Origin of the sequence: Antrihabitans spumae, from assembly GCF_043944905.1 — a bacterium.
Classification (GTDB): Bacteria; Actinomycetota; Actinomycetes; order Mycobacteriales; family Mycobacteriaceae; genus Antrihabitans; species Antrihabitans spumae.
The window spans coordinates 1-19,173 of sequence record NZ_JBIMSN010000083.1; the positions used below are offsets into that span (position 1 = coordinate 1).

18 protein-coding genes are annotated in these 19,173 nt (G+C 63.7%); 7 read left to right on the forward strand and 11 right to left on the reverse strand.

Features of this window, described 5'->3' with window-relative positions; all coding sequences use genetic code 11:
• Positions 1-41: 41 nt before the first annotated feature.
• Positions 42-518: a hypothetical protein gene (locus ACHIRB_RS18800; protein ID WP_395126347.1), complete on the reverse strand. Its 477-nt coding sequence runs from the start codon at positions 516-518 to the stop codon at positions 42-44.
• A gap of 43 nt (positions 519-561) precedes the next feature.
• Here ACHIRB_RS18800 and nucS point away from each other — a divergent pair, with 43 nt between their 5' ends.
• Together nucS and ACHIRB_RS18810 are read left to right on the forward strand one after the other, a co-directional pair.
• Complete coding sequence (nucS, locus tag ACHIRB_RS18805; protein ID WP_199708571.1) at positions 562-1,239, forward strand: endonuclease NucS; 678 nt, start codon at positions 562-564, stop codon at positions 1,237-1,239.
• Between the two features lie 78 nt (positions 1,240-1,317).
• Positions 1,318-1,620 (forward strand): ATP/GTP-binding protein, encoded by a 303-nt coding sequence (locus ACHIRB_RS18810; RefSeq protein WP_395112543.1) that lies wholly within the window; start codon positions 1,318-1,320, stop codon positions 1,618-1,620.
• A 17-nt stretch (positions 1,621-1,637) separates the two neighbouring features.
• On the opposite strand, the gene ACHIRB_RS18815 is transcribed toward ACHIRB_RS18810, so the two are convergent.
• The gene (locus ACHIRB_RS18815; RefSeq protein ID WP_395112544.1) at positions 1,638-2,618 is read right to left on the reverse strand and encodes a coiled-coil domain-containing protein; all 981 of its coding nucleotides are present in this window, start codon (positions 2,616-2,618) and stop codon (positions 1,638-1,640) included.
• Between the two features lie 51 nt (positions 2,619-2,669).
• Positions 2,670-3,140, reverse strand: a complete 471-nt coding sequence (gene mce, locus ACHIRB_RS18820) for a methylmalonyl-CoA epimerase (protein WP_395112545.1) — start codon at positions 3,138-3,140, stop codon at positions 2,670-2,672.
• A gap of 93 nt (positions 3,141-3,233) precedes the next feature.
• Here mce and ACHIRB_RS18825 point away from each other — a divergent pair, with 93 nt between their 5' ends.
• From ACHIRB_RS18825 to ACHIRB_RS18835, 3 genes are all read left to right on the forward strand, one after another.
• Entirely contained in the window at positions 3,234-4,427 is a 1,194-nt protein-coding gene (locus tag ACHIRB_RS18825; protein ID WP_395112563.1) for an acetyl-CoA C-acetyltransferase, read from the forward strand.
• A gap of 47 nt (positions 4,428-4,474) precedes the next feature.
• On the forward strand, positions 4,475-4,840 hold the full coding sequence (locus ACHIRB_RS18830; RefSeq protein ID WP_395126346.1) for a DUF3817 domain-containing protein: 366 nt from the start codon (positions 4,475-4,477) through the stop codon (positions 4,838-4,840).
• Positions 4,841-4,913: 73 nt separating this feature from the next.
• Entirely contained in the window at positions 4,914-5,792 is an 879-nt protein-coding gene (locus ACHIRB_RS18835) for a co-chaperone YbbN (protein ID WP_395112564.1), read from the forward strand.
• A gap of 69 nt (positions 5,793-5,861) precedes the next feature.
• On the opposite strand, the gene glgB is transcribed toward ACHIRB_RS18835, so the two are convergent.
• Genes glgB through ACHIRB_RS18850 form a run of 3 tightly spaced genes read right to left on the reverse strand, consistent with a single transcriptional unit; the run spans position 5,862 to position 10,239 of the window.
• Positions 5,862-8,060 carry a 1,4-alpha-glucan branching protein GlgB gene (glgB, locus tag ACHIRB_RS18840; RefSeq protein ID WP_395126345.1) on the reverse strand — a complete coding sequence of 733 codons (2,199 nt, stop codon included), beginning with the start codon at positions 8,058-8,060 and terminating at the stop codon, positions 5,862-5,864.
• On the reverse strand, positions 8,057-10,060 hold the full coding sequence (locus tag ACHIRB_RS18845) for a maltotransferase domain-containing protein (protein ID WP_395126344.1): 2,004 nt from the start codon (positions 10,058-10,060) through the stop codon (positions 8,057-8,059). The genes glgB and ACHIRB_RS18845 overlap by 4 nt, the downstream gene beginning before the upstream one ends.
• Positions 10,057-10,239, reverse strand: coding sequence for a hypothetical protein (locus tag ACHIRB_RS18850; RefSeq protein WP_395126343.1), 183 nt, complete (start codon positions 10,237-10,239; stop codon positions 10,057-10,059). Before ACHIRB_RS18850 ends, ACHIRB_RS18845 begins: the two co-directional genes overlap by 4 nt.
• A 48-nt stretch (positions 10,240-10,287) precedes the next feature.
• Here ACHIRB_RS18850 and glgP point away from each other — a divergent pair, with 48 nt between their 5' ends.
• Entirely contained in the window at positions 10,288-12,873 is a 2,586-nt protein-coding gene (gene glgP, locus ACHIRB_RS18855; protein ID WP_395126341.1) for an alpha-glucan family phosphorylase, read from the forward strand.
• Positions 12,874-12,877: 4 nt separating this feature from the next.
• On the opposite strand, the gene ACHIRB_RS18860 is transcribed toward glgP, so the two are convergent.
• From ACHIRB_RS18860 to ACHIRB_RS18880, 5 genes are read right to left on the reverse strand one after another with little or no spacing between them, the layout of a single operon-like run.
• Entirely contained in the window at positions 12,878-14,059 is a 1,182-nt protein-coding gene (locus ACHIRB_RS18860) for an acyl-CoA dehydrogenase family protein (RefSeq protein ID WP_395126340.1), read from the reverse strand.
• Complete coding sequence (gene phaZ, locus ACHIRB_RS18865; RefSeq protein WP_395126339.1) at positions 14,056-14,880, reverse strand: poly(3-hydroxyalkanoate) depolymerase; 825 nt, start codon at positions 14,878-14,880, stop codon at positions 14,056-14,058. Before phaZ ends, ACHIRB_RS18860 begins: the two co-directional genes overlap by 4 nt.
• A complete protein-coding gene (locus ACHIRB_RS18870; protein WP_395126337.1) occupies positions 14,877-15,329 on the reverse strand; it encodes a MaoC family dehydratase in 453 nt (150 codons plus the stop codon). Before ACHIRB_RS18870 ends, phaZ begins: the two co-directional genes overlap by 4 nt.
• 31 nt (positions 15,330-15,360) lie before the next feature.
• Positions 15,361-17,067: a PHA/PHB synthase family protein gene (locus ACHIRB_RS18875; RefSeq protein WP_395126348.1), complete on the reverse strand. Its 1,707-nt coding sequence runs from the start codon at positions 17,065-17,067 to the stop codon at positions 15,361-15,363.
• A gap of 5 nt (positions 17,068-17,072) precedes the next feature.
• On the reverse strand, positions 17,073-18,581 hold the full coding sequence (locus ACHIRB_RS18880) for a long-chain-fatty-acid--CoA ligase (protein ID WP_395126336.1): 1,509 nt from the start codon (positions 18,579-18,581) through the stop codon (positions 17,073-17,075).
• Positions 18,582-18,728: 147 nt separating this feature from the next.
• Between ACHIRB_RS18880 and ACHIRB_RS18885 the strand changes: the two genes are divergently transcribed.
• Positions 18,729-19,157, forward strand: coding sequence for an RsbRD N-terminal domain-containing protein (locus ACHIRB_RS18885; protein ID WP_395126335.1), 429 nt, complete (start codon positions 18,729-18,731; stop codon positions 19,155-19,157).
• Positions 19,158-19,173: the final 16 nt, after the last annotated feature.

Here is a 19,173-nt window from a genome sequence, read left to right on the forward strand (position 1 = left end):
ACGTACAGATCCTCTCTCAAAACGAGAGTCACTGTCCAAGATCATTGGTACACCCCAGGGATCGTGCTGACGTCGATGAGCCCGAGGCCGACAGTGCCGACTATCGCGCCGCCGATCCACATCAGAAGCTGAATGACGGTAAGCCGCCACGGCATCGTGAGCGCTTTGACCTGTTCACTACGGGTGGGGGGACGATCCTCTATGGCCCAGTTGAGCTCGCGAATACCGATCCGGGTCGTCCAGACCACTCCGATGATGAACGCGCACGCAATGTAGCTCGGCACGATCACGAACGTCACGAGGGCGAATTCGCCTGCGAGGACGTTGGGTCCGGGAATGACGACGGAGACCAGCGCAATGACGATCGCGGATCCGACCAGATTCGTCACAACGAGCAGGCCTGTGACGAGCAGTTGGACTCGGACGCGTTGTATACCGCTGGATTCGGACGGGGATCCGAGCAATGTCGAACCCAGTGGGGCAGCAGCCCGCACACGCTGATGACGTTGACGCAACATGGTCGTTCGAGGGTATCGCCATGCGCTGTTCTAGGGTGGTCGAGTGCGCCTAGTGATTGCCCGCTGCCAAGTCGACTACGTGGGCAGACTGACCGCCCATCTCCCTGCCGCTCGTCGGCTCCTCCTGATCAAGGCTGACGGCTCGGTGAGTATCCACGCCGACGACCGCGCCTACAAGCCGCTGAACTGGATGAGCCCACCCTGCTGGCTTGTCGAGGGCACAACCGACGACGGCGAGCACGCGCTGTGGACGGTGACCAACAAGGCTGGCGAGGAACTCCGGATCCGGCTGTTGGAGATCGAGCACGACTCGTCTCACGAACTCGGCATCGACCCCGGACTCCAGAAGGATGGCGTCGAGGCGCACCTGCAGGAGTTGCTCGCCGAGCACGTCGAGACGCTCGGCGACGGATACACCCTTGTGCGACGCGAATTTCCGACCGCCATCGGACCTGTCGACCTCCTCTGCCGCGATGCGACGGGCATCAGCGTCGCCGTGGAGATCAAGCGGCGCGGTGAGATAGACGGCGTCGAGCAGTTGACACGTTATCTGGAACTGCTCAACCGGGATCCGCTGCTCGCGCCCGTCACAGGTGTATTCGCCGCTCAGCAGATCAAGCCGCAGGCGCGAACGCTCGCGACCGATCGTGGTATTCGTTGCCTCACGCTCGATTACGACGTCCTGCGTGGCACCGAGAGCACCGAATTCAAGCTCTTCTAGGCTTCTGTCCCACATCCGTCGAGACTCGGCCAGAGGTGTTCTTCGGTGGCTCCGCGACCGGTAACTAGACTTCGATCCATGCCGCGTCGCAAACCGAAACGGCCCCAGCAGGCCGAGCCCGGCTTGCGGGCCGATGTGTGGGGGCGCGTCGAGTCGGGTCCGAGCGAGATCGACGAGCGCTACGTCGTGCGAACCGTTCCTGGCGCACGCGCGACCAAGACCTACCGCTGCCCAGGCTGTGACCACGAGATTCGTCCTGGCACAGCACATGTGGTGGTGTGGCCGGCCGACGAAATCGGTGGCACCGAAGAGCGACGCCATTGGCACACCGGGTGTTGGTCGGGCAGACGTACACGCGGCCTGACCCGACGTTGGTCCTAGCTACACACGACCGGCGGTCAGCTGCCGACCTTCGCGGCCTCTTTGTCGGCAGCAGGAAGCTCTGCGGTGTCGGCGTCGTCCTCGTCGGAGAGGATGTCTTCTGTGACTGCAGGTGCTGCGGCGGGCCTGCGCTCAGGAGTGCTGTCGAGCAACTCGCTTTCGCGATTGACCGACGCCAACATCGCGGGCACGGAGTCGAGCTGGCCGCGGACGCCGAGCAGTTGGGCGAGCACCCGACCACGTAGAACCCGTAGCTCTTCGGCGAGTTCCTTCGCATGGGCGATCTTGCGCTCGGCCTGCTGTGTCGCCGACTGCAGTCGACGCTGCGACTCTTCGGTCGAGTCCTTGAGACGCTGTGCGGCTTCGGCCTTGCTGGTGCGCTCGAGCTCTTCGACCGCACGAGTGACCTTGGTCCGGCGATCACGCATGGTGATCTCGAAGTCCTCCTGCACGGACTTGCGCTTGGCGTCGGATTCCGCGGCGAGACGGCTGGCTTCGGCTTGGGCTGCTTCGATGATCTTGGCGGCTTCGGTCCGTGCGCTTGCCATCGTCTGTTCGAATTCGATTTCGAGTGCGCTGCGGCGTTCGCCCAATTCTGCGAGCTCTGCTTCGTGCTTGCCGCGTAGACGCGCCGCATCCTGGTCTGCGATCGAGCGCACCTCGGCGGCGTCGGCCTCGGCGTGTGCCCTCACTTCCGACGCCTCGTCGGAGGCGAGCCGCAGCATGCGCGAAATGCGATCGCTCATGCCCTCAGCGGTGGTCGGCGGCACGGAAAGGCGATCGTTGTCACGACGAAGGTCGTCGATCTCGTCGCGGGCATGCTCGAGCTGATTCGCGAGGTTGCGTGCTTGCGCTGCCGCCGCGTCGCGATCGGTCGCGGTTACGCGGAGTTCCGCGTCGAATCTGTCGAAGTAATTTCGAACCTCGTCGCGATCAAATCCCTTGCGCACGATAGTGAAAGGAAGCGTCGCGGCGTGCCGGTCCTGCTCGTTGGCCATGGGTTCAACCTACCCTCTTGCGTCGGAAGTCTCTGTCGACGATATTCGCGCCTAGTGGGCCGCGCCACTCGGTTCGACAAGTTCGATAAGAACGCCGCCTGCGTCCTTCGGATGAATGAAATTGATACGGGAATCGGCTGTGCCGTGGCGTGGTTCGTCGTAGAGCAACCGGACGCCGCGTGCCCGCAACTCGACGGACACCGCGTCGATGTCGCGGACCCGGTAGGCCAGCTGCTGCAAACCCGGACCGCTGCGAGCGATGAACTTGCCGATCGAGGAATCCTCGGTAAGTGGCGCAAGGAGCTGAATGACGGCACTGCCGGCAGGGGCGCCGGGAACCGACAGCATTGCCTCGTGGACACCTTGGCTCTCGTTCACCTCGCGGTGGGTTTCGACCATGCCGAGATTCTCCGAGTACCAGGTGACCGCTGCGTCGAGGTCGGGGACTGCGATGCCGACGTGGTCGATCGCGATGACCAGGTCAGGAGATATCGCAGTGATGCTCGGGACAGATTTCGTCATAGTAAAACCGTAGCGCTAACGTGGCAGGAGTTCTCGTCGGGATAGCCGATGGCTGCTGACGCGAACCACTGCCAACTCGATCCGGAGGCCCCCGTGTCCAACTCTGTCATCGTCGCCGGTGCGCGTACGCCGATCGGCCGCCTGCTCGGCGGTTTGAAGGACTTCACCGGTTCGCAGCTTGGTGGATTCGCTATCAAGGCTGCGCTCGAGAAGGCCGGCGTCGCACCCGAGCAGGTCGAGTACGTGATCATGGGGCAGGTTCTCACCGCGGGAGCTGGCCAGATTCCAGCTCGCCAGGCCGCCGTCGACGCCGGTATCCCGATGAGTGTCCCTGCGGTGACCGTCAACAAGGTTTGTTTGTCCGGTATCAACGCCATCGGACTCGCTGACCAGCTGATTCGCGCGGGGGAGTTCGACATCATCGTCGCGGGCGGTCAGGAGTCGATGACCAAGGCGCCCCATCTGCTCGAGAAGAGTCGCGAAGGATTCAAGTACGGCGACGTGACGCTGCGTGACCACATGGCGTTCGACGGGCTCTATGACATCTTCACCGACCAGGCGATGGGCAATCTGACCGAGTCGCGCAATCAGAGCGAGACGACGCCGATCACTCGGGCTGAGCAGGACGAGTTCGCCGCTGCCTCACATCAGCGTGCGGCCATCGCGTGGAAGAACGGCGTTTTCGACGACGAGGTTGTGCCCGTCTCAGTACCGCAGCGTAAGGGCGACCCGGTGATCTTCGCCACAGACGAAGGTATTCGTGGCGACACGACGGCCGAGTCGCTCGGCAAATTGCGTCCGGCCTTCAGCAAGGACGGCACGGTCACGGCAGGCTCGGCGTCGCAGATTTCAGACGGTGCGGCAGCCGTGATCGTGATGAGCAAGGCCAAAGCAGAAGAGCTCGGTCTGACGTGGCTCGCCGAGATCGGCGCGCACGGTCAGGTCGCCGGACCCGATTCCACACTGCAGTTGCAACCCGCTCGGGCGATCGAAAAGGCGTGCGCGCGCGAGGGAATCGCACCGGCTGACCTCGATCTCATCGAAATCAACGAGGCATTCGCGGCGGTCGGTGTCGCATCGCCACGCGAGCTCGGAATCGATACCGACAAGGTGAACGTCAACGGCGGCGCCATCGCTGTCGGTCACCCACTCGGCATGTCGGGCGCCAGGATCGCGCTGCACCTCGCGCTGGAACTGAAGCGTCGCGGCGGCGGTATCGGCGCGGCAGCCCTGTGTGGCGGTGGCGGTCAGGGCGATGCGTTGATCATTCGCGTTCCGAAGGCGTGAGCTTCTCCACTACAAGCCGTCGTAGATCATCGGGCAGAATAGGAACCATGGGAAACGTGTTCGATTTGTCCACTACAGCCAAGCGGTTCCGCTTCGTTGCGATCCTCGAAGCCTTCACCTGGGCCGGTCTGCTGATCGGCATGGCTTTCAAGTACATCCCGGAAAACGGCAACGAGATCGGTGTGAAGATCTTCGGTCCGATTCACGGCGGTGTGTTCGTGCTGTTCATCGCTGTCGCGATCTACGCGGCGATCAAGTTGTCGTGGTCCTGGCTGACGACGTTGCTCGCGTTGGTGTCGAGCATTCCGCCGTTCGGCACGCTCGTCTTCGAGTGGTGGGCAGTGCAGTCGAACCAACTGGCCGAGCTTTCCGCTGTCAAGCCTGCCGCACAACCGGCGCTCTCGGAGTCGTGACAAACTGGATCGCGTGACTCGACCAGCTCCTCGTTCAGCTCCCCGTAGACCGGCACCTGCCGTCGCCGCCGCGATGGCTGGTGCCGTCGACCTTTCGGCACTCAAAGAGCGCGCTCAAGCGAAACCTGCAACCGGCGCAACGGGTGGGACGCAGCCTGCGAACGCCGTTGTCGATGTCTCCGAAGCAAACTTCGAAGCCGAGGTTCTGCAGAAATCGTCCGCGGTTCCGGTTGTCGTCGTACTCGCGTCCACGCGGAGCGAGCCGAGCATGGCGCTCACAGAGGCGTTCGAACGACTGGTCGCGCAGGACGCAGGCACCTGGATCCTTGCGAGAGTCGACGTCGATACGAACATGCGGATCGCTCAGGCCTTCGGAGTGCAGGCAATTCCGACAACTGTCGCAGTTGCACAAGGTCAACCGTTGGCGGACTTCCAGGGTGTCCAGTCCGAGGAGCAACTGCGGGCGTGGATCGACGCAATTCTCAACGCCGTCGAGGGCAAGCTGACAGGGCCTGTTGGCTCCGCGGAAGAAGCACCTCCCGAGGATCCACGCTTCGTTGCCGCCGAGGAGGCCCTCGAAGCTGGTGATCTGGCCGGCGCCGAAGCCGCATACGAGGCGATCCTCGCAGCCGAACCAGCCAACACCGAAGCGAAGACAGCGCTGCGGCACGTGAACTTCATCGGCCGCGCGGAGGTGCTGCCCGACGGCATCATCGCGACCGCCGACGCCGACCCGACCGACATCGATGCGGCACTTCAGGCCGCCGACGCCGAGTTGTTCGACCAGCGCCCCGAGGATGCCTTCGCGCGCCTCATAGCGACGGTCAAGCGAACCGCGGGCGACGATCGCACACGGGTCCGCACCCGGTTGCTCGAACTGTTCGAGCTCTTCGATCCCGCCGAGCCGTTCGTCGTTGCCGCGCGCCGGAAATTGGCTCTCGCGCTGTATTAGGCCGCAAGCGGCTCGTGAGTCCTTTCGGAGGTCGGAACCTCCGAAAGGACTCACGGGCGGCGTAGCCGCCTATTCTTCGAATTTCAGCCAGATGGCGCTGTTCGGTGGCAACGCGACGTTCGCCGACGCCGACCTGCCGTGCCAAGGCTCGGGGGCCGCAGTCACCGCTCCGTAGTTGCCCATCCCTGAGCCGCCGTACTCCTTGGCATCGGTATTGAAGATCTCCGACCAGCGCCCCGCGCCGGGAAGTCCGACCCGATATCCGGAGTGCGCGCTGCCCGAGAAGTTGTACAAGCAGGCGACTACCGAACCGTCCGTGCCGTAGCGGAGAAAGCTCAACACGTTGTTACCGGTGTCGTTGGCATCGATCCACGAATAGCCGCCGGGTGTGGTGTCGAGCGTCCACAACGCAGGTTGCGCTCGATAAACGGCGTTGAGATCACACACCGCCTTGAAGATTCCCCGAGTTATGGAACCGGCATGCTCGTCGTCCCACTGCGCCCAATCGAGGCCACGCTCCTCGGACCATTCGGCGCGCTGACCGAACTCTTGACCCATGAACAGCAATTGTTTGCCGGGATGGGACCACATGTAGGCGAGTAGGGCCCTGATGCCCGCAGCCTTCGCGAAATCGTCGCCCGGCATACGAGTCCACAAAGTGCCTTTGCCGTGGACGACCTCGTCGTGGCTGATCGGCAGCAGATAGTTCTCGCTCCACGCATACATCAGCGAGAACGTGATCTCGTGGTGGTGGTAGGACCGATGCACCGGATCGTGACCGAGATAGCCGAGCGTGTCGTGCATCCAGCCCATGTTCCACTTCATGTTGAAACCCAGACCGCCGACGTTGGTCGAGCGGGTGACGCCGGGCCACGCCGTCGATTCTTCGGCAATGGTCACGACGCCGCGGTGGTGCTTGTGGACCGTCGCGTTCATTTCCTGCAGGAAGGCAACGGCTTCGAGGTTTTCGCGACCGCCGTGCACGTTCGGCGTCCAACCACCCTCTGGTCGCGAGTAGTCGAGGTAGAGCATCGATGCGACCGCGTCGACCCGGAGTCCGTCGATGTGGAACTCGTCGAGCCAGTAGAGGGCATTGGCGACGAGAAAGTTGCGGACTTCACTGCGACCGAAGTCGAATACGTAAGTGCCCCAGTCCAATTGCTCGCCGCGGGTGGGGTCGCCGTGTTCGTACAGTGGGCCACAGTCGAAGCGGGCGAGCGCCCATTCGTCCTTCGGGAAATGAGCGGGGACCCAGTCGACGAGAACGCCGATCCCTGCCCGATGCAATCGGTCGACGAATACTCGAAACTCGTCGGGCGTCCCGAAACGTGAGGTCGGGGCGAAGTACGACGTGACCTGATAGCCCCACGAACCGCCGAACGGATGCTCGGCTACGGGCAGCAATTCGATATGGGTGAAGCCGCTTTCGAGTACGTACTTCGACAGCTCGTCGGCAAGTTCGAGGTAGCCGAGGCCAGGCCGCCACGAGCCGAGATGGCATTCGTAGACGCTCATGGGCGCTGCGCTCGGCTCTATCTCGGCGCGTGCAGCAAGCCACTCTGCATCGGTCCATTCGTACGACGTCGAATCGACGACGGATGCTGTGGCAGGCGGGATTTCGGTCCGAAACGCCATGGGGTCGGCCTTGTCGCGGACGACGCCGTCACTGCCGTGCACCCGGAACTTGTACAGAGCGCCGGGACCGAGGTCGGGAACGAAGACTTCCCACACACCGGCGGTCAGCGACCGCATCGGCGCCGTGTTGCCGCTCCACCCGTCGAATTCGCCGATGACGGTCACACCGAGTGCATTCGGCGCCCACACTGCGAACGACGTACCGGTGACCTCACCGTCCGGCGTCGTATAGCTCTGGGGGTGTGCGCCGAGGATCTCCCACAGTCGCTCGTGACGACCTTCGCTGAACAGATGCAGATCGAGCTCACCGAGGGTGGGAAGGAAGCGGTACCCGTCGGCACTCACAACTGTGGACCCGCCCGCGTATTCGACGACGAGGCGGTAGTCCATGAGGTCAGGCACCGGGACGAAGGCACTGAACATACCGTTGTCGACGTGATGCAGCGGATAGTCGACCTTGCCGATGCGGGCGTGGACCGTCTCGGCGTAGGGGCGCAAGGTCCGGATGACAGTGCCTTTGCCGTCCGCATGCGCGCCGAGCACCGAATGCGGGTTGCGGTGCTTTCCTTCCGCCAGCAGCTTCAGGTCCCGCTTGCTCGGAGCGGCGACCTTGGTGCGGCGGTTCGGTGTCATCTGAGTGTGCTCCTGTAGGCCAGTTCTGTTCGGTTCGAGTTGGCGACGAGTGGGAGAGCGAGGATGTGCGCAACCGCACGCCATGGCTCCAGCCGGACGAAATTTGCTTGGCCCCAATCGTATTGCTCCCCGCTCACCTCGTCGGTGACGGTGAATCGATCGTGCCAATCACGTCCGACAGCAGGCAGGTCGAGCCAGATGTTGCCCTGCTCGGCGCCGTGCGGATTGAGGTTGACGACAACGAGGACGGCGTCACCGGTGGCGGCGTCGACCTTCGAATATGCGATCAGCGCGTCGTTGTCGACGTGATGGAACGCGATGTTGCGAAGCTGCTGCAGTGCCGGGTGTGCGCGTCGGATCTCGTTGAGCCTGGTGATCCACGGTTCCAGCGACTCGCCACGTTCCTTCGCTTCGGAGTACGCACGGGGGCGGAGTTGGTACTTCTCCGAATCGAGGTACTCCTCGCTACCCGGGCGAACAGCCTGGTGCTCGAACAGTTCGTACCCGGAGTAGACGCCCCAGGTAGGCGCGAGCGTCGCTGCGAGTGCCGCACGAAGCGCGAACATTCCTGGACCGCCCGTTTGCAAGCTCTCGTGCAGGATGTCGGGGGTGTTCACGAACAGGTTGGGACGAGCTTCGTCGGCTTTTGCAGCGATCTCGGTGCCGAACTCGGTGAGCTCCCACTTCGCGATTCGCCACGTGAAGTAGGTGTAGGACTGCGTGAAGCCGCGCCGCGCGAGGCCGTAGAGCCGCGCAGGTCGAGTGAACGCTTCGGAAAGGAAGATGATGTCCGGGTCGGTCGCGTGGACCTGACCGATCAGCCACTCCCAGAAGTCGGCGGGTTTGGTGTGCGGATTGTCCACCCGAAAGATGCGGACCCCCAACGACATCCAATGCCGAACGACCCGAAGGACCTCGGCGTAGATGCCGTGCGGGTCGTTGTCGAAGTTGACCGGGTAGATGTCCTGGTACTTCTTCGGCGGGTTCTCGGCGAAGGCGATCGTTCCGTCTGGCAGCACCGTGAACCACTCGGGATGCTCGGCGGCCCACGGATGGTCGGGCGCGCATTGCAGCGCCAGATCGATGGCGACCTCGAGGTTGTGCGTACGGGCCGACGCGATGAAGGCGATGAAGTCGGCCTCGGTGCCGAGCAGAGGGTGGACAGCATCGTGGCCGCCCTCGTCGGACCCGATCGCCCATGGCGAGCCGAAATCGTCGGGCCCCGGCGTCAGCGTGTTGTTGGGTCCCTTGCGATTGATCTTGCCGATCGGATGGATCGGCGGCAGGTAGACGACGTCGAAGCCCATCGCGGCGATCCGTGGCAGGTCCGTGGTTGCCGTTGCGAACGTGCCGTGGACCGGATTGCCGTCGTCGTCCCAACCGCCGGTGGAACGGGGGAAGAACTCGTACCAGGATCCGTAGAGTGCTCTCTTGCGATCGACGTGGACGCTGCGGAGTGGGCCACGGGTGACGAGTTCGCGCAGGGGGTAAAGGCGTAGCAGTTCACCGGTCTCCGCTGTGAAAGCCGGGGCTACACGTGCAGGCAGCTGACCGTCACTTCGCAACGACGCTGCGACCGCGGTGAGCCGCGGCCGCTCCGACAGCGGAGACTTTTTCGCGGCGCGCTCGAACAGGCGCGCGCCGATTTCGAGTTCGTTGGCGAGATCCGCTGCGTTCTGACCGACGGCGAGCTTTGCTTCGATGCCGGACCGCCACGTGGTGATGGGGTCGCTCCACGCTTCGATGCGGAACGTCCATATGCCTGGGGTGGTCGGTGAGAAGACACCGTTGTAGACATCCGGCTCGAAGTCCGGACTCATCCGGATCGAAATCGCCTTGCTGCCGCCGGGTTCGCGCACCGAAAGGGTTGCGGCCACGGCGTCATGACCCTCGCGCCACACGACGGCTCGGACCGGAAAGACTTCGCCCACGACAGCCTTGGCGGCTCGCCCGCCCGCAATATCCGGGGCGACGTCGTCGATGGCAATACGACCTGTCACGCGGTAGCTCCGTTCACGGTGGTACGGCTGCGACTAAAACTCAACCGTAGTGGAGTCGAGCGCGCTTTGCCGCACGTCCCCGCCATCGATTCGGTGTTGTCTTCGAGGTTGTCTGTGTCGGGTCGGTGGTTCTTGCTCATCGCTACCGACTTCCCGCCCGCAGCGTCGAACAAACTCATTCGCTCCAGCACATGTCCAATCGGGCTGGAGTGGGTAGTCTTCGCGGGGTGAAAGCGTTGCGTCGGTTCACCGTCCGTGCTCATCTGCCAGCGCGCTTGGCCGCGCTCGGCCCTTTGTCGACGAATCTGCGCTGGTCGTGGCATCCGCCGACGCAGGATCTGTTCGCCGAGATCGACCCGAAGCGCTGGGTCGAGGTCGGCCACGATCCTGTTCGAATACTCGGTGACGTCGGTGCCGGGAGACTGGACTCGCTCGCTCGCGACGAAGGCTTCCTTGCCCGGCTCGATGCCGCAGCGGCAGACCTGGACGACTACCTCGCGCGCCCGCACTGGTATCAGAAGCAGGCGCAGGCCGGCACGTCGCTGCCCGGCGGAATCGCTTACTTCTCCATGGAATTCGGGGTAACCGAGGTGTTGCCGAACTACTCCGGTGGACTCGGCATCCTCGCGGGCGACCATCTCAAAGCTGCCTCCGATCTTGGATTGCCGCTCATCGGTGTCGGTCTGCTCTACCGGTCCGGCTACTTTCGGCAGTCGCTGACGGCGGACGGCTGGCAGTCCGAGCACTACCCGGCGCTGGACCCACAGGGCCTGCCCCTTCGTTTGTTCACCGACGGCGCGGACTCGACGCCGGTGCTGATCCACGTTGCGATGCCAGGCAATCGAGTGCTGCGCGCACGGGTGTGGATCGCGCAGGTCGGGCGAATTCCGTTGTTGCTCCTCGATTCCGACATCGCCGAGAACGATCCGGAAATGCGTGGTGTGACGGATCGGCTCTACGGCGGCGATCAAGATCATCGGATCAAGCAGGAAATCCTCGCGGGCATCGGCGGCGTTCGTGCCGTGCGGGCGTACACCCATTCGCAGGGTCTGCCGGATCCTGATGTGTTCCATATGAACGAAGGTCACGCAGGCTTCCTCGGTGTCGAGCGCATTCGCGAGTTCATCTCCGGTGCCGGACTCGACTTCGACACGGCGTTGGCAGCCGTCCGCTCCGGGACCGTCTTCACCACCCACACTCCGGTGCCTGCCGGAATCGACCGATTCCCTGCGGATCTGGTTCGCCACTACTTCGGCGGCGGCGGCGAGGGTGATTCCGGATTGTTGCCAGGCATCTCGCTGGATCGGATCATCGCACTCGGTCGCGAGGCCGACCCGAGCGTGTTCAACATGGCACACATGGGATTGCGCCTCGCTCAGCGCGCGAACGGCGTTTCCAAGCTGCACGGCGAGGTGAGCCGGGACATGTTCGCGGCGCTGTGGCCAGGATTCGATGCCGCAGAGGTCCCGATCGGTTCCATCACCAACGGCGTACACGCCCCGACCTGGGCGGCGAAGGAATGGCTGCAGAAGGCGCGCGAACTGGTCGGACCTGAACTCGTCGAAGAGGCGAAAGGGTGGGAGCGGCTCTACGACATCGATGCTGCCGAGCTCTGGGCGATGCGAAACCTGTTGCGCAGGAAGCTGACCGACGAGGTCAGCCGCCGCGTCCATGCGTCCTGGCTCGAGCGGGGCGCGTCCGAAGCCGAACTCGGTTGGACCGCAAACATTTTCGATCCGAACGTGCTGACAATCGGTTTCGCTCGCCGTGTTCCGACCTACAAACGGCTGACGTTGATGCTTCGAGAACCGGAGCGGCTACGCGCACTGCTGCTCGATCCGGAGCGACCGTTGCAACTCGTCGTTGCCGGTAAATCGCATCCGGCGGACGACGGTGGCAAGGCGCTCATCCAGCAGGTCGTTCGGTTCGCCGACGACGCCGGCGTGCGCCACCGGATCGCGTTCCTTCCCGACTACGACATGTCGATGGCCCGCTTCCTCTACTGGGGTTGCGATGTGTGGCTCAACAACCCACTTCGCCCGCTGGAGGCCTGCGGTACGTCGGGTATGAAGTCCGCACTCAACGGCGGTCTCAACCTGTCCATCCGCGACGGGTGGTGGGACGAGATGTACGACGGTGAGAACGGCTGGGCGATTCCGACCGCAGACGGGGTTCTCGACGAAACGCGTCGCGACGACCTCGAGGCTAGCGCGCTGTACGACCTGCTCGAAAAGTCCGTGCTGCCACGGTTCTACGACCGCGACGCTGATGGCATACCGACACGGTGGGTCGAGATGGTCCGACACACGTTGCAGAGCTTGGGACCTCAGGTGTTGGCGTCGCGAATGGTTCGTGACTACGCCGTCGAGTACTACACACCTGCGGCCGCCGCGTCCCGAAAGGCTGTGGCCGACAACTTTGCGGGCGCGCGCGAACTGGCGGCATACCGCAACCGGGTCGAGTCCGCCTGGCCGCACGTCCGCGTCGACCAGGTTGACAGCGCTGGTCTGCCGGATACTCCGGTGATCGGTGCAAACCTCTCGCTGCGCGCGAACGTGCAACTCGGTGGACTTGCACCGACCGACGTCGTCGTCCAGGCCGTGCTCGGTCGGGTGTCGTCCGCGGACGACCTGTCCGAGGTGACGGCGGTGCCGATGAACCACGTCGGATCTGACGGCGGGGGAGAGGTTTTCGAGATCGAGACTCCCGTTCCGCTGTCCGGTGCGGTCGGTTACACGGTGCGGGTGCTGCCACACAGCGCCTTGCTCGCAGGCGACGCCGAACTCGGGTTGGTTGCGGCGCCCAGCCTGTAAGGCCCTACACGAACGCGTTTCTACCCGTCAGCGATCGTCCGACGATCAACGTGTTCATTTCGCGTGTGCCCTCATAGGAATAGATCGCCTCGGCGTCGGCGACGAACCGGCCGACGTTGTGCTCCAACAGGATTCCGTTACCGCCCATAAGCTCGCGGGCCCAGCCGACGGTCTCGCGCATGCGGACCGTGCAGAACGCCTTGGCGAGTGAGGAATGCCGGTCTTCGGCGAAGCCTTGATCCTGCAGTTGGGACAGGCGTGCAACCATTCCCCAGGACGCGGTGATGTTTCCCTGCATGCGGACCAGGAGATCCTGCACGAGTTGGAAGCTGCCGATGGGCCGACCGAATTGCTCACGGGTGACGGCGTATCGGAGAGCATTCTCGTAGGCACCCCGTGCGCAGCCGAGTGCCATCCAGGCGACGCCTGCCCGCGTCACCCGCAGGACCTCGGCGGTGTCGGCGAAGGAGTTCGCACCCTGTAACCGATCTGCCTCGTCGACGCGGACGTTGTCGAGGGTGATGAGTGCGTTCTGCACGATGCGGAGCGCAATCTTGTGCTGTTGCTTCTCCGCTGTGAATCCCGGCGAGGAGTTTGCGACGACAAATCCCTTGACCTGGTCGTCGGCAACGTCTTTGGCCCAGATGATGGTGAGGTCGCCGAAGGTCGCGTTGCCGATCCACTTCTTCTGGCCGTTGAGGATCCAGGTGTCGCCGTCTCGTTCGGCTGTGGTCGTCAAGCCGCGGGACGCACCCGATCCGACGTCGGGTTCGGTGAGGCCGAACGCGCCGATCTTGTCGTAGCGCGCCATCGCGGGTAGAAAGCGTTCGCGTTGCTCGTCGGACCCGCACAGATAGATCGACCCCATCGCCAGACCGCCGTGGACGCCGTTGAACGTGGCGATGGACGGATCGGTGCGAGCGAGTTCCATCGCGATCATCCCGTCGAGGAGGAATGTCGTTCCCCCACAGCCGAATCCCTTGTACGGCAGTCCGGCGATCGCAAGCCGACGCATGCCTGGAACGATCTCGTGTGGGAAAGTTGCTGCCTCCCAATGGGAATTTACGATCGGGGCAACCTCTGCGGTCATGAAGTCGCGGACTGCATGTAGCCGTTCACGCTCGCCGTCGGAGAGCAGTTGCTCGAAGGCATAGAAGTCGGACGTGTCGATCTCGTTTGTGCTCATGGACGTTCTCCTGGTGACGAGAGAAATGCGGTGATGACGGGAGCGAGTTCGGTTGCATTGGTGACGAGGTCGATGTGACCTCCTGAATGTAGATGCAGGGTCGAATGCGGGAGCAACCGATTCATGATGCGCGCGTTGACGACTGGGATGATCGGATCATCGGTACCCGCAACGACGAGGGTCTGCTGTCGAATAGCAGGCAGCGCAGGCAAACTGGTCCATACCGAGCCGGCAAGCAACTGGTGGAGGTAGCCGATCTTCGAGCCGGCATGCAGTTGCTGCAGAAAGATCTGCGCGACGTCGTTGCCGTGGCTGCGGACCGTGCCGCCGTACAGTTCGCCTGCGATGGACGCCGCGTAGTCCGGATCGCAGAACCGTCGTGGGGTGAGCATCTTCGCCAGCAGGCGAGGGTTGGCCGGAACCATGACGGCGCCGGTGCCGGTCGCTGCGAGAACAAGCCGACGGCATCGTCGTGGATTCTGGAATGCGAACTGTTGCGCCAGCGCGCCGCCCCACGACAACCCGAGGATGTCGACGACTCCGATATCGAGTTTCGTCAGCATCCGGCCGAGCACCCAGGCCAGGTACGGAAAGCCGTACGGCAGCGCCGACGTCGGCGAGCCGCCCGCGCCGGGGACGTCGAATCGAACGATCGTCGTCGACGGGTCCAGCTGATCGACGAGCGGGGAGAGCACCTCGTAGCTTGCGCCGATTCCGTTGCACAACACGAGGGGTACCCCGATGCCGCCGCGGATACTCACCCGCAGCCGCTGGCCGCCGACCGCGATGTAGCGTTCCTCGAATCCGGTTGCGGCGGTCATCGATACAGCACCACGACGTCGGCGATGCAGGCCGGGCGGCTGCCGCCGTCGATTTCGTAGGTCAAACCGAAGACTGCCTCGACCCCCGCCGGCTTGCGTTGCGCCGACACGACCGTCACGCTTGTGCGCAGCCTCGATCCGACCGGCACTGGCGCCGGAAAACGGACCTTGTTCAGGCCGTAATTCAGTGCCGCGCTGACATTGTCCACTTCGAGGACCTCCGCGAGAACCTGCGGCGCGAGCGACAACGTGAGGTAGCCGTGCGCGATCGTGCCGCCGAACGGTCCGGCCGCGGCCCGTTCGGGGTCGGTGTGGATCCACTGGTGATCCCCGGTTGCATCGGCGAAACGATTCACCTGGTCCTGGGTGACGTCGTGCCACTCGGTCGTACCGATGGTCTTGCCGATCAAGTCGATGAGGTCTGCCGGGTTGTCGAGGTGGGTTGTCATGTCGTGTCCTGTTTTCTCTCGGTGGGGTGAATCAGTTCTGGTGGACGTAGGTGCCCGGTGCGGGGCACAGGGGTGCGAAGTTCGTTCCGCCGAGCGTGGTCGGTGCGTCGATCTCGGGACCGCTCCGGTCGGCGAGCCAGGCGATGTAGTCGGGCCACCACGAATCCTTCGACTGCTCGGCGGTCGCCAGCCATTCGTCCGGTGTGTCGTCGTGCACCTGGCCCGCGCGGAAGGACGCGCGCGGATTGCCCGGCGGATTGACCAGCGCGGCAATGTGTCCGCTGGTCGAGAGCACGAAGCGGTTGTCCTTGCTGCCCAACAGTTTTGCGCTGCGGTAGCAGGCCTGCCACGGTGAGATGTGGTCGGCTACACCGGCAACGATGTAGGAGTCCACGGTGATCGTCGACAGGTCGACCGGAGTTCCGAGCATGCTGACCGCACCGGGGACGGTGAGCGAATTGTGCAGCCCGCTCAGGACGAGATCGCGATGCAGCGCGGCTGCCATACGTGTGGTGTCAGCGTTCCAGAACAGCACGTCGAAGGCGGCCGGCGATCGACCCTGGACGTAGTTGTTCACCCAATAACGCCAGACGAGGTCGGTCGGGCGGAGCCAGGCGAACACTTCGGCCATGGCCTTGCCGTCGAGGTAGCCCTTTGCGCGGGACTCTCGGATCGCCAGCTGCGCTGCTCGCTCACTCATTGCGGCAGAGGCGAATCCGGCTCGATTCTGATCGAGCACGGTGACCGCGAGGGTCAGCCCGGCAATGCGATCTCTCTCGCCGATCGCAGTGAGGTGCGCTGCCGTCATCGCGGCGAGGATGCCGCCCGAGCAGGATGCCATCAGGTGCGCGCTCTCGGTGCCCGTGATCGTCCGAACTGCGTCGAGGGCTTCGATGATCGCCGCACCGTAGGTGTCGAATCCCCAGTCCCTATGCCGCGCTTGAGGGTTGCGCCACGAGATGGTGAAGACCTGCTGACCCTGCTGCAGAAAGTACTCGATCATGCTGCGTCCTGGAGCGATGTCCATGACGTAGTACTTGTTGATCACGGGCGGGACCATCAGCAGTGGCGTGGCGCGGACCTTCTCCGTCCGAGGTGCGTAGTGGATGAGCTCGAAGACTCGGGTCTGCAGAACCACCGCACCCTTTGTCGTGGCGACGGTCTCGCCGACGGCGAAGGCATCCGGTTCGACCATCGCGGGAACCCTTGGCTGCGAGGCCATGTCGCGAGTGAAGGCCTTCAGGCCTCGGATCGCGCTGAGTCCGCCGGTATCGATCAACGCTTTCCAGCCGAGCGGGCTGAGCAGAGGATTGTTGGTCGGGGATAGCCCTTCGATGATGTTGTCGAAGACGAACCGCATCTTCTCTGCGTCCCGCCAATCCAACTGCGCATCGGCGAAGAGTGCGTCAGCGGTCTCCACTGTGGCGAGGTAGGCCTGCACCGTCCGTCGTAGTACTGGATTCTGTTGCCACGCCGGGTCACTGAACCGTTTGTCCTGCCGTGCGGGGCAGCGGTCGGAACTTCCCGCGACTATCGAACCGAGTTCACGCGCAAGCAGATTACATCGGCCTGCAACGGTTTTGGGCTGCTTTGCGAGGCTGGCGCCGAGTCGGGTCCACGAGCGGTTCGGCAGCATTCTGCCTGCCATGCCTCGTGTCGAGTTCGTGAGAAGGAGATCGAGTGGTGCTGCCAGCTCGTCGGGAGTCTTCGTGGTGGTTTGTTCCTGCTGGATTGTCATGGTGTTCACACGCTTTCGATGGTGGGGATGGTGATGTCGCGGCGGAGGATCTTGCCCGTCGGGCCTTTCGGAAGGCTGTCGAGGATCCAGATGTGGCGTGGGTACTTGTAGGCGGCGACACGCGCTTTGACGAACTCGCGTAGTTCGGCCGGTTCGACAGTCGCACCGGCTACGAGGGCGACTGCCGCACCGATCTCTTCGCCGAGCGAGTCGTGCGGGAGGCCGACGACTGCCGCCTCGGCGATCGCGGGATGCTCGTAGAGGACTTCCTCGATCTCACGGGGATAGACGTTGAAGCCACCGCGAATGATCAGATCCTTCTTGCGGTCGACGATGAAGAAGTAGCCGTCCTCGTCGATGCGGCCGATGTCCCCGCTCGCGAACCAACCGTCGGCGGACACTGCCGTTGCGGTAGCTTCGGGCAGATTCCAGTAGCCCTTCATGACATTGTGGCCACGAATCATGATTTCGCCTGTTTCACCGTGGGGGACGTCGTGGCCGTTCGAATCGACGATCCGCATCTCTACACCTTCGACGGGCGTGCCGATCGAACCGGCTTTCCGGCGCTGTCCCGGACGATTGAACGAGGCAACGGGCGAGGTCTCCGACAAGCCGTAGCCTTCGAGAATCGTTGCATCGAAGGTGGTTTCGAACTCCGTGAGCACCGCGACGGGCAGCGATGCACCGCCCGAGACGCACACGCGCAGCGATTGTGTTGCCGCGGTGGGAAATTGGTCGGCGACGCTCAGCATCGCGGAGTACATGGTCGGTACGCCCTGGAAGACGGTGACGTGATCGTGCTCGATCACCTCGAGCGCGGTCCGCGGATCGAACCGCGGAATCAACGTCAGGGTGGCACCCGCTGCAACGGCGGTGTTCAGGCCACAGGTAAGGCCGAACACGTGAAAGAGCGGCAGGCAACCCATGATCACGTCGTTCGGTCCGACCTCCATCAGGGTGCGTGCGCACACGTCCTGGTTGCGGTGCAAGCCGCCGTGGGTGAGTTCGGCTCCCTTCGGCTTTCCGGTGGTGCCGGAGGTATGCAGGACGACCGCGGTGTCCGAGTCGAGGCGCGCGACCGGCTCAACTTGGGCGGGGAGGTCGGCAAGCAAGGCGGTGAGGCCGTCGTCGTCGATCGACCAACACATCGCGCCGGCCGCGGCGGCAGCCGCGTTGGCCTCCTCGGCGAACGTCGGTGTAGCGAAGAGTGCTGTGGCGCCGGTGTTGGCGAGGTAGAACTCGACCTCTCGGGCCTTCAGCAGGGGATTCATCGGAACCGCAATCGCGCCTGCACGCAGGATGCCGTAATACACGATTGCGAATGCCATTGTGTTCGGCAACATCACCCCGACCCGATCGCCGGGCTCGATACCCGCGCGTTCCAGGTAGGTGGCGGCGCGGGCGGACGCCTCGTCCAACTCGGTGTAGGTCAGTTCGGCAACGCCGCACCGCAGCGCGATGCTTGCGCCGTGATTGCGCTCTGTTGCAACGAGATTGAGGGCTAGATTCGGCAAGGTGGCCTCCGTTCGGAAGTGGATTTTCGATGTACCTCAATGGTGGTTGCTGCCACAGCCGGAGTCGATGGTGACGGGAACAACGTGAAGCCGGTCGGAATGTGGCCGCTCACATTCGCACTGCGTCGACAGGCCTAAAGTGGGTCCATGGGCACGCCCCCTGACCCGCACATCGCCGAACTCGCCGACGCAATGCTGGTGCTTGCAGAGGAACTCGGCGGTGCGCTTGCCGACGTGATCTTCACCGAACTCGACTTCTATTCATCGAGCGCAGTTGTCACCAAGGACGAGGTGGCGCAGACGTGCATCGCGAACATGAGGTTCGTCTTCGAGTCGCTGGCCGGCGACGTTCAGATCGATGCCTCTGCCGCGGAACGTACCGGCAAGGCCCGTGCTGCGGCAGGGGTCCCGTTGCCTGCGGTCATGGCGGCCTATCGGGTCGGCTTCCGATTCATGTGGGAGCGCACGCTCGAGGAGGCGCGTCGCCGCGGCGACATCGCGACCGACTCAGTTCTCGATGCGATGTCTGAGGTGTGTCAAGGATCTTGGACAGATCCTCGTGGGTCATGCAGCTGATGCTGCGTGACGGTAG